Source organism: Motiliproteus sediminis (assembly GCF_017912535.1).
Lineage (GTDB): Bacteria > Pseudomonadota > Gammaproteobacteria > Pseudomonadales > Balneatricaceae > Motiliproteus > Motiliproteus sediminis.
This window is the reverse complement of record NZ_JAERQK010000005.1, coordinates 52,233-65,557: the sequence shown is the minus strand read 5'-3', so window position 1 is coordinate 65,557 and position 13,325 is coordinate 52,233. Positions and strand designations below refer to the sequence as shown.

Annotated in this window: 12 protein-coding genes; 8 read left to right on the top strand and 4 right to left on the bottom strand. The window is 60.2% G+C overall.

The window, feature by feature from the left end; translation table 11 throughout:
• Positions 1-85: 85 nt before the first annotated feature.
• Positions 86-967, top strand: a complete 882-nt coding sequence (htpX, locus tag JJQ76_RS10735; RefSeq protein ID WP_210396829.1) for a protease HtpX — start codon at positions 86-88, stop codon at positions 965-967.
• 845 nt (positions 968-1,812) lie between these two features.
• Here htpX and JJQ76_RS10730 read toward each other — a convergent pair.
• The 3 genes from JJQ76_RS10730 to pdxB form a co-directional block, all read right to left on the bottom strand.
• Positions 1,813-2,925, bottom strand: coding sequence for an ATP-NAD kinase family protein (locus JJQ76_RS10730; protein WP_210396828.1), 1,113 nt, complete (start codon positions 2,923-2,925; stop codon positions 1,813-1,815).
• Positions 2,926-2,941: 16 nt separating this feature from the next.
• Entirely contained in the window at positions 2,942-3,643 is a 702-nt protein-coding gene (locus JJQ76_RS10725) for a flagellar brake protein (protein ID WP_210396827.1), read from the bottom strand.
• Positions 3,644-3,705: 62 nt separating this feature from the next.
• Complete coding sequence (gene pdxB, locus JJQ76_RS10720) at positions 3,706-4,833, bottom strand: 4-phosphoerythronate dehydrogenase PdxB (protein ID WP_210396826.1); 1,128 nt, start codon at positions 4,831-4,833, stop codon at positions 3,706-3,708.
• Between the two features lie 79 nt (positions 4,834-4,912).
• On the opposite strand from pdxB, the gene JJQ76_RS10715 reads away from it, so the two are divergent.
• The 3 genes from JJQ76_RS10715 (at position 4,913) to JJQ76_RS10705 (ending at position 7,275) form a co-directional block, all read left to right on the top strand.
• Complete coding sequence (locus tag JJQ76_RS10715; protein ID WP_210396825.1) at positions 4,913-5,140, top strand: WGR domain-containing protein; 228 nt, start codon at positions 4,913-4,915, stop codon at positions 5,138-5,140.
• A 121-nt stretch (positions 5,141-5,261) separates the two neighbouring features.
• Positions 5,262-6,833 (top strand): methyl-accepting chemotaxis protein, encoded by a 1,572-nt coding sequence (locus tag JJQ76_RS10710; protein ID WP_210396824.1) that lies wholly within the window; start codon positions 5,262-5,264, stop codon positions 6,831-6,833.
• A 109-nt stretch (positions 6,834-6,942) separates the two neighbouring features.
• On the top strand, positions 6,943-7,275 hold the full coding sequence (locus tag JJQ76_RS10705) for a hypothetical protein (RefSeq protein WP_210396823.1): 333 nt from the start codon (positions 6,943-6,945) through the stop codon (positions 7,273-7,275).
• Between the two features lie 3 nt (positions 7,276-7,278).
• On the opposite strand, the gene JJQ76_RS10700 is transcribed toward JJQ76_RS10705, so the two are convergent.
• Positions 7,279-8,394 carry a tRNA-queuosine alpha-mannosyltransferase domain-containing protein gene (locus tag JJQ76_RS10700; protein ID WP_246480595.1) on the bottom strand — a complete coding sequence of 372 codons (1,116 nt, stop codon included), beginning with the start codon at positions 8,392-8,394 and terminating at the stop codon, positions 7,279-7,281.
• A gap of 196 nt (positions 8,395-8,590) precedes the next feature.
• Between JJQ76_RS10700 and JJQ76_RS10695 the strand changes: the two genes are divergently transcribed.
• From JJQ76_RS10695 to JJQ76_RS10680, 4 genes are all read left to right on the top strand, one after another.
• On the top strand, positions 8,591-8,947 hold the full coding sequence (locus tag JJQ76_RS10695; RefSeq protein ID WP_210396822.1) for a DUF3135 domain-containing protein: 357 nt from the start codon (positions 8,591-8,593) through the stop codon (positions 8,945-8,947).
• 75 nt (positions 8,948-9,022) lie between these two features.
• Positions 9,023-11,335 (top strand): efflux RND transporter permease subunit, encoded by a 2,313-nt coding sequence (locus JJQ76_RS10690; protein ID WP_210396821.1) that lies wholly within the window; start codon positions 9,023-9,025, stop codon positions 11,333-11,335.
• Positions 11,332-12,126 (top strand): outer membrane lipoprotein-sorting protein, encoded by a 795-nt coding sequence (locus JJQ76_RS10685; protein WP_210396820.1) that lies wholly within the window; start codon positions 11,332-11,334, stop codon positions 12,124-12,126. Before JJQ76_RS10690 ends, JJQ76_RS10685 begins: the two co-directional genes overlap by 4 nt.
• Before the next feature lies 1 nt (position 12,127).
• Positions 12,128-13,321, top strand: a complete 1,194-nt coding sequence (locus JJQ76_RS10680; protein WP_210396819.1) for a hypothetical protein — start codon at positions 12,128-12,130, stop codon at positions 13,319-13,321.
• Positions 13,322-13,325: the final 4 nt, after the last annotated feature.

Genomic DNA, 13,325 nt, shown 5'->3' with positions numbered 1-13,325 from the left:
AATGGGCGCCATTATAGCTTGAAACTTTTGTCACTCACCCCCATCTAAGCAGCAACTAATTTGTTGGACGCAAAGGAGTCCATTCATGCGCATCTTGCTGTTTCTGGCCACTAACCTGGCCATCATTCTGGTCGCCAGTGTAACCCTGAGCCTGTTAGGTGTCGGTTCCACCCTGCAGGCCAACGGCATCGACCTTGATCTTGGCAACCTGCTGATCATCTGTGCCGTGTTCGGCATGGCCGGCTCACTGGTATCGCTGTTCATCTCCAAGTGGATGGCCAAGCGCGCCACTGGCACCCAGATCATCGACCAGCCGCGCACGGCGGATGAGAAATGGTTGGTAGACACGGTAGCAGAGCTGGCGCAGGAAGCGGGCATCGGCATGCCGGAGGTGGGTATCTTCCCGGCCCAGCAGTCGAACGCCTTCGCCACCGGCTGGAACAAGAACGACGCGCTGGTCGCGGTCAGCCTCGGTCTGCTGCAGCGGTTCCGTAAAGAGGAAGTGCGGGCAGTACTGGCGCACGAGATCGGCCACGTTGCCAACGGCGACATGGTGACGCTGGCGCTGATTCAGGGCGTGGTCAACGCCTTCGTGATGTTCTTTGCCCGCATCATCGGCCATACCGTTGACCGGGTAGTGTTCAAGAACGAACAAGGCCACGGCATCGCTTACTTTCTCACCACCATCTTTGCCGAAATCGTGCTTGGCATTCTGGCCTCCACTATCGTCGCTTGGTTCTCCCGCCGGCGTGAATACCGCGCCGACGCCATGGGCGCGCAACTCGCAGGTTCCGCGGCAATGATCGGTGCTTTGCAGCGCCTTAAGGCCGAACAGGAACTGCCGTCGCAGTTGCCGGACCAGATGGTCGCCTTCGGTATCAACGGCGGTCTGCGTCAGGGCCTGCAGGCGCTGTTTGCCAGCCACCCGCCGCTGGATGATCGGATCGACGCGTTGCGTCACGGTTAAGACTGTGAGCAGTAACGAAAGGGAGCCTCCTGGCTCCCTTTTTTGTGCTTCGCCGCCGGAGACTGGAGTGACCTAAAACGGCGCGGAGCGGACATACTTAGCTGCGGCAAGTCGGTGCTTCAAAGCTCGTTTTCATAGTGGTTTGATATTCCCTGTTTCGCCTTCCGGCGACCTACTTCTTTATCAGTCGTGATAAAGAAGTAGGCAAGAAAGCACTCGCCCGCAAAAGCCGCCCTACGGGACCTGCGCGCTGAACGCCCTTGAGGGGCACAACAGAATGGCCGTCCTTGGCCATGCTGTTGCGGCGGCGGCCATCCGGGCCTTGCCCCTGACGGGCTGGAACCCTCAAGAGCGCCCAGTGCTCGTCGTCTTTCGGAGGGCCGGGGGTGCCAGCCGCACTCCGGGTGCCGTTAGCTGCTTTTCGGGCTCGAGTAAGAATGCGGTAATCCGGCTGCGACTTAGCCCCTTTGGAGCCGACGAGCACGGTGGCGGGGATTCGAAATAGGCCCCGAAGGGGGCGAGGCATGGATGCCGAGCCGGATTGCGGCACAGGCAGGTGCCGTCCGATCCGCCCGAATCACCGTTGCCGCGCGCAGTGGACCCGTAGGGCGGCGGAACCAGGGGAGCATAAGGCACAAGTAGTTCTTTCTTCCCCTGTTCTTTGGAACGTTTGCCAAAGAATAGGGCCGCCCGGGTGGGCGGAAGAGAGGCTTTCAATCAGCGCAGATAAATAGCTTAAAATCTATACTGCCCGGCCTTGAACTAAAGACCGCTTCGCGCCGATTCCGGTCGCCTCAATAAAAGGCGCGTTAAGCCATTCCACTGGCAGAAAAACACGGCGCGCCTCAGTAATCCGCCACTCGGTACAACACCGCGTCGCGGTAGCCGGTGGTTACCCGGATCACTCCGGCGAACTGGTGATTGAGCGTCGGATCGCCGCTATCCACCACCAACGGTCGGCCTTCCAGTTCCTTGAGTTTGCTCTTGGTGGCGATCACGATCAGGTTCTCGCGCCCGACCTGACGCAGCAGCTCGGGGGATAGTTGCTGATTACCGCGGCCGATAATATGGCCCTGGCCGCCAATCACGGTGATCACGATTTTGGCTGACGCATCACCGATCAGCTGCAGCAGCTGCTGCGCAGTGCAGTCGCTGGCAATCAATTCGCGATTGCGAATCAGGTCGACACCCAGCAGGGTATTGGGCAAGCCGAGCTGTTCCATCACCGCCTGCACCGTGGTGCCGGATCCCATGACGTAAAAACAGTCATCCTCCATGGTTTCGATGATGTCGGCAGCAATGTCGTCCAGCACCAACTCCTCCACCTCACGGCCACCGCTCTTGGTGTGCTGCAGGTAGCGCCCCTCTTCCGGCACCAGCAGTTCGCCGTAATAGCGCGCCCGAACCCGGCCCTGACGGAACGCCTCTTCGTCGATATCACGCACCTCCTGATCACTGAGAGTGACCAGCTCGCCACGGACCAGCATCGCCACTACTTTGCCCGCCGCAGCGGGCGTCACCGCGTAAACTCCGGAGTGGATCTTGACCCCGGCGGGCACACCCAGCACCGGCAGTTTCTCCCCGATCGCCTGATAAAGATCGCGGGCGGTGCCATCACCGCCGGCAAACAGAATCAGATCGACGCCCTGCTCCACCAGTTTGTCGGCAGCGTGCAGGGTGTCTGCCGCGGTACTCGGCTCGCTTGCGGTCTGGCCAACTAGCTGCGGCTCAAAACCGGCTTCGCGCACGGCGTCCTCACCCATGCTGCCGGCAAAACAACTGATTCGGATATCCAGCCCTTTGAGTTCGGCCAACGCTTGCACCGTGCGCTCGCCGGCATGGGGTACCGCTCCAAGCTGCAATGCTTGTTGCGCAGTATCGGCGCCATCACTGCCTTTTAACGCCACACTGCCACCGACGCCCGCCAGTGGATTGATAATCAAACCCAAATGAAACATAACACCCCGTATCACTCTATAGCGCGAACTGCTCTCGCAGCATCTGTTGATAGACAAACCCGGTCAGGACCAGGCGCGTCTCTTCGTCCAGCGACTGAAACTCGACCCCGTGACGGACGCAATACTCGGTGGCGCTATCCACCTCCTCCAGATTGCAGATCTTCGCCTCGAACAGCACCACCTGATCCAGCTCCCCCACCGGCAGCCGGGCGGTGACATAGAGCGTTCCCCCCACCTCACCCAACAGGTCGGCAGACTCGATCTGCGCCCCTTTGAGGCTGATATCACGACACAATGCCTGGCGCGGCCAACTGCCGGCGGTTTGCAGCTCATCCCCACCATCGACAGACACCAGCAGGCGGGTTTGCAACCGGGTCGCGGAGCGAATTTTGACCGCTTCCAGCTGGCGCGGATAGTCGAGGTAAAGGAGCGGCTGCGGCGCAAGCACGCTTTTCTGCACCCGGGTGGTACAGGCACAGGCGCGGTTACCGGCGATAAAGCGCAAGGTTACTGGCGTGTCTTCCGGCAGCAGTACCGGTTGATTGCCGCGGCTGGGCAGAGTCACTAACAGGGCTTGCTCCGGCAACAGGCCGACGTAACTGAGCGCCCAACGGCGCTGTGGCGCGCGGCATTCCAGCCTGACGGTCTCCCCGACGGGTAGACGCAGCCCCTCAAAACGCAGCGGTGCGTCATCCGCAGTGATCAGCGCTTTACTCATGCGTTGCGGAAGACTCCTGTTACGATGGCGCACAGATAACGATTCCAGTCAGCCCGGTGCAATCAGCGGGGCAGTTGAAAGCCAAGGGCACCGAGTACACCAAACTCGGGATGCTCAGGGCCACATCCTACCACCTGATGGCGGCTGAATTCGCGCCGACCCGGATAATCTCGGCGCAAACGATCAAAACCCGCCGGCAGCTCACCCGCGGCGACCATACGGCGAAAACGCCGGTCATCCTCGACGATGGCATAGCTGCTGCGCACCGCTTGCCACGCGAGCCGCTGTTCGCTGCCGGATAAGTTCAGAGCCGGCGCCGGCGGCTGCAACTGATCAAGGCGCACACCCGGTTCGACTCCCAGGTGCGCGCAGAGCGCCTGATAGATCATTTCAGTGCCACGGCTGCGCCCTTCGTCGCTATAACCGGCGATATGGGGGGTCGCGATTTCAACCCGTGGCACCAGCTGGGGGTTGACCGCCGGTTCCGGCTCCCACACGTCCAGCACCAACCGCAGATCATCGCGCTGATCCAGCACTTGCGCCAGCGCAGCGTTATCAATCACCGCTCCACGGCCGGCATTCAACAACCAGGAGCCATGGCGGAGCCCCGCCAACCGCGATTTCCCGATCAGGTGCCGTGTGGGATGCTTGCCGTTGCTAGTGAGCGGCGTATGCAGGCATACCAGATCGCAGGCATCCAATAGTGTATCGATATCAACGAAGCCGCCGTGCTCGCGCTCGGCGCGCGGTGGATCGCAACGCAGACACTCAACTCCGAGCGCTTCCAGGCGACTTGCCACCCGGGTGCCCACATTACCAACCCCCACCACCCCGGCCCGACGCTGCCGCAGCACCTCAAGATCGCCTTCAGCCAGCTGCAACAGCGCGGCCACCACGTAATCGGCTACCGATTCGGCATTACAACCGGGGGCGTTGGCAAAACCGATGCCCGCCTGCTGCAGCCAATCGCGAGCCACGTGGTCCGTACCGATGGTCGCACTGGCGACAAAACCCACCCGGCTACCCGCCAGCAGGCGTTCATTGACCGGGGTAACCGAGCGCACCAGCAGTACATCCGCGTCTTTAACCTCCCCGGCACTCAGGCAGCGACCGTCACAGGGAAACAGTTCGCCCAGCCCGCCAAAAAAAGCAGCGGCGTAAGGAATATTCTGGTCGTAAACGATCTTCATGGCGGTGGGTCCAGGCTTTACATCGGCAGGCAATTTTGGCTCAATGCCCCCCTTTTTTAAACGGGCAAGCAGGATTCTCATGCTCTACCGCTGGAGAAAGAATCAACAATACTTCGTCGCCCACCTATCCCAGGACCTCTTTGGTGACTGGATCCTCACCCGCAGCTGGGGAGACAGCGAGAAAGAACGCAGTCAGTGCCGCCACGAGGTCATGCCCTCCCACGCCGATGCGCTCAAGCGACTGGCCGAACTACGCCGGCGCCAGCAGCGCAAGGGATTCATCGAAGTAAACCCTTTGTGCGGGTGACATATGTCATTTGCGCAACCTGAATAACTACATATAGTTACCCATACAGCAGGCCCTGTTCCAGCATGCTGAAACAGGGCCTGTAATAAAACTTATAACAACAAGTTAAGGACTTCCTCTGATGACAGACAGCACCCGAACTCTGTTCAAATTCGGGCCGGTGCTGGCCCTGGGTCTGATTCTGCTGTGCGGCCTGCTAACCGGCTTCGACCTCAGTCAACTCTGGCTCCCCGCGTTCGCCGTGGTCCTGATGCTCGTCGGGGCGTTGGGGCTGGCCCGCAACCGCGCCACCGCCGTCGACCTGTCGGCACAGAACCGGCAGGAGGCTGCAACCGAACAAGCGCTGGAACACCTGTCAGGCTCGGCGGGCAGCAATGCCATCGCCGCAGCCGAAGTGTCGTTTTCCATCGATTCGCTGACTACCACGCTGGAAAAGCAGGTGCAGGCGGTCACCCAAATTCAACAAAGCGCCAGCGAAATCACCACCACCGTCCAGGTCGCCGCCGAGCACGCCCAAACCGCTCAGCACAGCTCCGGCGAAGCGCGCCAGATCAGCGAAACCGGACGCAACGCTCTGATGCAGGCCACCGCCAAGATGCGCTCAATCAACGAGCGCTCCGGCGCCACCCTCGCCAAGATCGAAAATCTCGACAACAAGATCCACAAGATTCAGGACGTCACCAAGGTGATCGAGGAGATCGCCAGCCAGACCAACTTGCTGGCGTTGAACGCCGCCATTGAAGCTGCCCGTGCAGGCGAGCATGGGCGCGGCTTTGCCGTTGTCGCCGATGAAGTGCGCCAACTGGCGGCGCGCACGGCAGATTCCACCAACGAAGTAGGAGAGATCGTCGAAGATATTCTGGGTGAAACCCGCCGTGTGGTCGACCATATCCAGACCCTGTCTGCCGACGTTGAGAGCGGCACCGGTGAAGTCGCCGCCGTGGGCGAGCAGCTCGAGGGGATTGCCGACCAGTCTCGCACCGTCGACGAACAGATTCAGGCGATTGCCGAAGGCACCGAAAATAACCGCGTCAACCTTGACCAGATACTGAACTCGATCACCGAGGTTCAACAGGAGCTCAGTGCCAGCGAGCAGGAGATGGAAAATCTCGCCGTGCAGGCCCAACAGCTGATGGACGCGGCCGAAAGCAGCAATGCCCTGCTGGCGGAGCACTCCGGCAGCAACTATCACCAACAGTTCTACCGCCTGGCAGACAGGGCCCGCAACGAGATTCAGGCAGCGTTTGAGGGCGCCATCGACAGTGGCCGGCTGAGCGAGCAGGATCTGTTCGACCGCGATTATCAGCCCATCGCCAACACCAGCCCGCAGAAGTTCCACACCCGCTATGACCAGCTCTGTGACGAGTTGCTGCCGCCGATTCAAGAGCCGGTCTTGCAGCAGAACAACGCCATCGTCTATGCCATCGCCAACGACAACAAGGGCTACGTTCCCACCCACAACCGGGTGTTTTCCAAGCCCTTGACCGGCAATTACGACACCGACTTTGCCGGCAACCGGACCAAACGTCTGTTCAATGACCGCACCGGTGCTCGCTGTGGTGCACATACTGAGAAGATGCTGGTGCAGACCTACAAGCGCGACACCGGCGAAATCATGCACGATCTGTCAGTGCCGATATTCGTCAAGGGCAAGCACTGGGGCAGTCTGCGGATGGGCTATCGGCCACAATAGGAGCCTGCCGCCTCGGGCGCTTGATCCACGACAAGGGAGCGCGCCCGGCTTTGGCCTAGAATCGACAGATCATCAACAAACCCGACAAGGCCCGTTCGAGGAGACCACCATGCCACGGCTGATCGGCACCACCCCGCTTCTGCTTATTACCGCCCTGCTTGCCAGCGCCAGCGCACAGGCCCACTTTTTCCCGGAAACCGCCAACTGCAAAGGGCCCGCGATGCCGCTGGAGTTTGTCACCGAACTGGATCGAAAACAGTTTGACGCCAAGGTGGCGGAGTACCGGGGCTGTTTAGAGACCTTTGTCTCCCGCCAGAATGAGGCGATGAGCAAACACAAACAAGCGGCCGATAACGCCGCCGAGGCCTGGAAGCGTTACGCCGAAACCGTGCTCAAGGTAAAACTGAAAAGCAGCGACGAGCCAACCCCGCCGGCGCAATAAGTACTATATCGGCCGCACCAGCGACTCGATCTCCGCCGCATAGGCGGGTTTCAGCGCAGACCAGAACAACTCCGCCACAGAGGGCGCCGCCGGCAAGCCGGCGGTGCTGAAACGCTCAAAGTCAGCAGCAATCACCGCCGCCAGGTTCTCCGCCTCCGCAATCTCATCCTGCTCATCACCGGGGTAACAGCAATCGGGAAACAGCTCAGGATAACTCAGCCGTGCCGGTACTCGGGGCAACGACCCGAGGGCGACCGCCTCCAATACCGCCAGCCCCTGAAACTCGTGGAGGCTGTTGGAAAGCACCAGATGAGACTCTGACAACAGCTGGTAATAGCGTTCACGTTGATCGACAAAGCCCACCTGTCCCAGCTGTTGCGCAAACTCCCGCTGCAACTCAAGCAGCGGCTGCGGTTGCTGGCGAAACTGCTCACCCAGCAGATGCAGCCGGAATGGTACCCTCTGCGCCTTGAGCTGACGCAGGGTCAGCAGCAAGCGTTGCGGACCCTTGTCGTATTCCCAGCGGTGATTCCAGCACAACGTGAACTGGTCTGCGGGTTGGCGTTTGTACCCCTTGAGCGAGTCGTCCAGCGGCACCGACAGCACCCCGCTCTTGGCACTCAGCAACGGCTCGATCGCGCGCGGACGGTGGTCAGGCAAGCGACTCAGCAACGCATTGGCACCGGCCAGAAAGGAGTCCCGGTTGTAGCCTGAATTAAACAGCACCCTATCGGCACTCAGCGCCGCGTAGAGGTTGACCATCTGTGCATCAACACCGGGGTGCTGACGGGCACTGCGCGGATAGGCAAACTGGTTTTCATGCATATACAGCAGCCAGGGTAGCCGCGCCAGCGAAGGCACCAGCCCTCTCAGGGTAGCGACATCCACTGCCGACGTGGCGATGACCAGATCATAGGGCGCGTTGAGCAGCGCCGCCTGCTCGCTCAGCCAACTCAGCGGGTTGCCCCGCAGGCGCCAACTGAAGTGACGAGCCGGCAGGCTGAGGAGGGTCCAGTGGTACTGCCCCAGCTCGCGCATAAGCCCGTCGCACCAATAGCGGTGGCTGGCCGCATGGTAGCCGCTGAGCAGCAAAATTCGCAGAGGATGGGGTGTCGTCATCCGCGCAATGGTAAACACTCAATGAATAGCGCGCATCATTATTTCCATTTGATATAAGTCATTTTGCACCAAAGAGGTGAATTAGCCGTCTAAACTACCAACGTGATGCGGCCGCGCGCCGCAGCGGTAAATCCGAGCGGCGCCTGTCGCAAAACCAGGGAAGGAGCGGCGCACGGCACACCAAGGAGGACTACCTATGGGACAGTTACCCTGCTTTGACGATCTGAAAAAGCTCGCCGAAACCGATCCGCAGGCCTTCGATGCCTACCGTAAAACCCTCTGCCACGAATTTATCGATAGCATTCCCAAAGGCCACCGCCAGCGTTTGAGGGCGGTTCAATTCCGCGTAGATAACGTCATCCACCGGGCCAAAACCCCCATGGCCGGGCTGATCAAGGTATCCGAGATGATGCATGACAGCCTCTACTCCCTATCGACCAAACTTTACGAACTGAGCGAAACGCCCGGTGCCCCCGAACTCAATCACACGCAGGCCCCGGTCATCGATATGAGGCGTTGGGCCGCCAATCGCCGCAGCCGTAAGAACCACTGAGTGACCGCAGTAGCCCTCGTTGACCCGCCTGGGCTACACTCTAGCCACCGTTCGCATCCCGGTTAAGGAGAACTCATGCAACGCCTGTTCAGCGCCCTGCTGCGGTGGCGCTTCACGACGGTGATACTGCTACTGGTGCTGGTCGCCATCGCCTCTTCCGGGGCTCGCCATCTGAATTTCAAGAACAACTACGAAATCTTCTTTGATGACGACAATCCGCAGCTGCAGGCACTGGAACGGATGCAGCAGTCATTTTCCAAGAGCGACAACCTGCTCATCATCCTGGCCCCTCCGGCAGACCGGACACTGACCCCGGAGACACTGAGCAATCTTCACTGGTTAACCGAGCAGGCCTGGCAGATCCCCTACTCCACCCGGGTCGATTCAATCACCAACTTCCAGCACACCTTTGCCGAGGAGGATGACCTGGTAGTGGAGGATCTGCTGCTCGATCCCGAAGGGCTGAGCGCTGACGACGTTAAACGCGTCACCGCCATCGCGCTGGATGAACCCCAACTCAAGCACCGATTGATCTCTGAAGACGGAGCCGTTGTGGCCGTCAATGTGACCCTGCAGCTGCCTGAAGAGGACCCCAACGCCGAACTGCAGCAGGTGGTTAGTGCCGCCAGAGCCCTGAGCGAAGAGATCACCAGCCGGCAACCGGAGCTGACGGTTTACCTCACCGGCATCGTGATGATGAACAATGCCTTCTCCGAATCGTCAATCGACGATGCCTCTACCCTGATACCGATCATGCTGGCCACCATCATCGTCTTGGTGGGACTGTTAAACCGCAGCATCAGTGGCACCTTTGCCACCCTGGTAGTGATCATCACCAGCATCACCGCGGCGCTGGGTCTGGCCGGCTGGCTCGGGATCTATCTGTCGGGGCCATCGGCATCGGCCCCCACGGTGATCCTGACCCTGGCCGTGGCCGACTGCGTCCATATCCTGGCCACCTTCAACCAGAAGCTCCGTCAAGGGGAAGCTCGCGACGCTGCCATGCAACACAGTCTGCAGATCAACCTGCGACCGGTACTGCTCACCAGCGCGACCACCGCCATCGGCTTTTTGAGTATGAACTTCAGCGATTCGCCACCGTTTCGAGACCTCGGCAATATCGTCGCCATGGGGGTCGGTGTCGCGTGTCTGCTGTCGCTGACGCTGTTCCCGGCGCTGCTGGCACTATTGCCTGTACGTTCCCCCGGCCCCGGCTCACGCGGCAGCAGCCTGATGCAGCAGCTTGCGGACTGGGTGATCCGTCGACAACGCCGCATCCTCGCCACCACCCTGCTGCTGGTGGCCGGGGCGCTGGCGCTGCTGCCACTGAATGAACTCAACGACAACTTTGTCGAGTACTTCGACCGCAGCGTGCCCTTCCGGGTCGCCAGCGACTACAGCAATGACCACCTTACCGGTCTGGCTTACATGGAGATCGAACTGGATTCCGGTAGTGCTCAGGGGATCAGCGATCCGGCTTTTATGGGTCAGGTGGAACAGTTTGCCCGCTGGCTGCGGCAGCAACCGGAAACCGTCCATGTGCAAACCCTGACCGACACCCTCAGTCGCCTCAACATGAACCTGCACGGTGACAATCGGGATTACTATCGCTTGCCCGACGACCGGGAAGAGTCGGCCCAGTATCTGCTGCTCTACGAGATGTCGCTGCCTTACGGCCTCGACCTCAACAACCAGATTAACGTGGATAAGTCGGCATTGAGGCTGATCGTGAACTTCGAGACGCTCACCAGCCTGCAGCTGATCGAAATGGAGCAACGCATCGGTAGTTGGCTGGCCACCAACGCCCCCGCCATCAACGCGGCGGTCAGTGGCCCGCCGCTGATGTTTGCCCATATCGGTCAACGCAACATCATCAGTATGCTGACCGGGACCTTGCTGGCACTGTTACTGATCTCGGCAACCCTGGCCCTGGCGCTGCGCTCAGTGCGTTACGGTTTGCTCAGCCTGCTCCCGAACATGGCGCCGATGGTGATCGGTTTCGGCCTCTGGGGTTTGCTGGTGGGTGAAGTCGGGCTGGGTCTGTCGGTGGTGTCCGGCATGACCCTCGGTATCGTGGTCGATGATACCGTCCACTTCCTGTCAAAATATCTCGATGCCCGTCGCCAGCAGGGCCTGAACGCCGAGGATGCCATTCGTTATGCGTTCAACACGGTCGGACGGGCACTGTGGATTACCACCCTGGTACTGGGGATCGGCTTTATGGTGCTGGCGCAATCCAGCTTCCGCATCAATTCCGACATGGGGCTGCTCACCGCGGCGACCATCGTCATCGCGCTGGTGATGGATTTCCTAATGCTGCCGGCCCTGCTACTGTTTATGGATCGTCATCGCACAACCGCCGCTGCAAGGAACCCTCAGCCCCTATGAACAGACCGCTGCTGTCGCTCGCCGCCATCCTTTTGCTACTCCCCCTGCCGGCAGCTGCCGCCACGCTCCCGGACGACGGCGGACGTGGGCTGGAGATCGCCCGCGAGGCCGATCGCCGCGATCAGGGCTGGGGCGATTCGGAGTCGGTAATGCGGATGATTCTGCGTAACGCTCACGGTGACAGCAGCGAACGCAAGATCCGCACCCGCGCCCTTGAAGTACAGGGCGATGGCGACAAAAGCCTGACCATCTTCGATGAGCCTCGCGACGTGCAGGGCACCGCCTTTCTGACCTTTTCACATGCACTGGAACCGGATGACCAGTGGATCTTTTTACCTGCACTGAAGCGGGTTAAACGGATCTCGTCGCGCAACAAGTCCGGGCCCTTTATGGGCAGTGAATTTGCGTACGAGGACATGGCCTCCTTTGAAGTGGAGAAGTACAGCTATCGCTACCTGCGCGACGAGCCCTGCGGCGAGCTGACATGCTTTGTGGTCGAGAGCTATCCCCAGGATAAGAATTCCGGCTATACCCGGCTGCTGACCTGGATCGATCAGGCCGAGTACCGCACCCAACGCATCGACTATTTCGACCGCAAGGGCGCGCCGCTGAAAACCCTTACTCTGGCCGACTATCAGCAGTATCTGGATCGTTACTGGCGCCCCCACCGGCTGGAAATGGTCAATCATCAGAGCGGCAAAAGCACCAGTTTGCTGTTCGATCAGATCCGCTTCAACACCGGTCTCAGCGACGACGACTTCAACAAGAACAGCCTCAAACGGGTGAAATAGCATGCTGTACCGCGCTCTGCTCGCCGCTCTGCTGTCCGCTACCAGCCCACTGTCACATGCAGCATCGACCCAACTCAGTGGCTATGTCGAGTTCGAACTGCGCCACTTTTTTAATGATCCGCTGGACCCTGTTCAGGCCTCCACCCATCCCTCTGCCGCTGTGGAACCGGAGCTGTATAGCCGCTGGAACGACGGTGACGACAGCATCACCCTCACCCCCTTCGCCCGCGTCGACCATCGCGACAGCGAACGCACCCACGTTGACCTTCGCGAAGCCAACTGGCTGCATGTAGGTGATGGCTGGCAACTGCGCAGCGGTGTTGGCAAAGTGTTCTGGGGGGCCACCGAATCCCAGCATCTGGTGGATGTCATCAACCAGACCGACAATCTTGAAGGGGTCGATGGCGAAGACAAGCTGGGACAACCGATGGTCAACCTGGTCTGGTTGACCGGCAATGGCGAACTGTCGCTATTCTGGCTGCCCTACTTCCGGGAGCGCGAGTTTGCCGGACTCGATGGCCGCCCCCGCAGCCAACCAAGGGTCGATGCCGACCAGGCCGCCTATGAATCCGGCCAGCAAGAAAACCATCAGGATTTCGCCCTGCGCTGGACCGCCAGTTTCGACCTGGTTGATGTCGCCCTGTCACACTTTCACGGCACCAGTCGCGAACCACAATTTCGCCCTGGCACCGACAGTAGTGGCAATCCGGTACTGACGCCCTTTTACCCACTGATCGACCAGACCGGACTGGAGTTCACCGCCGCATTGGGTAACTGGCTGTGGAAGCTGGAAGCGATACGCCGGGAAGGCTTTGGCGACACCTATCACGCGGCCGTCGGCGGATTCGAATACACGCTGGTGGGGCTGTTCAGTTCCGATGTCGACCTGGGCCTGTTGCTCGAATACCACGTCGACGAGCGCGACCAGCAAGCCAGCTCACCGTTCCAGAACGACACCTTCGCCGGCGTACGCCTGACCTTTAACGACTTCCAGAGCAGCGAGTTCCTCGCCGGCATCATCTACGACAACGACAGTTACGCCCACCTCGGCTTCGTTGAAGCCAGCCGCCGGCTCGGTGATGCCTTTAAGCTCAGCCTTGAAGTCCGCCTGTTCGAGCAGCTGCCGCCCAACGATCCGCTCTACAGCCAGCGTCAGGACGACTTTGTGCAGCTGAATCTTGCCTACTATTTCTGATAGG

Coding starts and splice junctions, on each gene's coding strand:
- htpX (WP_210396829.1), top strand. CDS start 86: ATGCGCATCTTGCTGTTTCTGGCCACTAACCTGGCCATCATTCTGGTC.
- JJQ76_RS10730 (WP_210396828.1), bottom strand. CDS start 2,925: ATGTTTCATTTGGGTTTGATTATCAATCCACTGGCGGGCGTCGGTGGC.
- JJQ76_RS10725 (WP_210396827.1), bottom strand. CDS start 3,643: ATGAGTAAAGCGCTGATCACTGCGGATGACGCACCGCTGCGTTTTGAG.
- pdxB (WP_210396826.1), bottom strand. CDS start 4,833: ATGAAGATCGTTTACGACCAGAATATTCCTTACGCCGCTGCTTTTTTT.
- JJQ76_RS10715 (WP_210396825.1), top strand. CDS start 4,913: ATGCTCTACCGCTGGAGAAAGAATCAACAATACTTCGTCGCCCACCTA.
- JJQ76_RS10710 (WP_210396824.1), top strand. CDS start 5,262: ATGACAGACAGCACCCGAACTCTGTTCAAATTCGGGCCGGTGCTGGCC.
- JJQ76_RS10705 (WP_210396823.1), top strand. CDS start 6,943: ATGCCACGGCTGATCGGCACCACCCCGCTTCTGCTTATTACCGCCCTG.
- JJQ76_RS10700 (WP_246480595.1), bottom strand. CDS start 8,394: ATGACGACACCCCATCCTCTGCGAATTTTGCTGCTCAGCGGCTACCAT.
- JJQ76_RS10695 (WP_210396822.1), top strand. CDS start 8,591: ATGGGACAGTTACCCTGCTTTGACGATCTGAAAAAGCTCGCCGAAACC.
- JJQ76_RS10690 (WP_210396821.1), top strand. CDS start 9,023: ATGCAACGCCTGTTCAGCGCCCTGCTGCGGTGGCGCTTCACGACGGTG.
- JJQ76_RS10685 (WP_210396820.1), top strand. CDS start 11,332: ATGAACAGACCGCTGCTGTCGCTCGCCGCCATCCTTTTGCTACTCCCC.
- JJQ76_RS10680 (WP_210396819.1), top strand. CDS start 12,128: ATGCTGTACCGCGCTCTGCTCGCCGCTCTGCTGTCCGCTACCAGCCCA.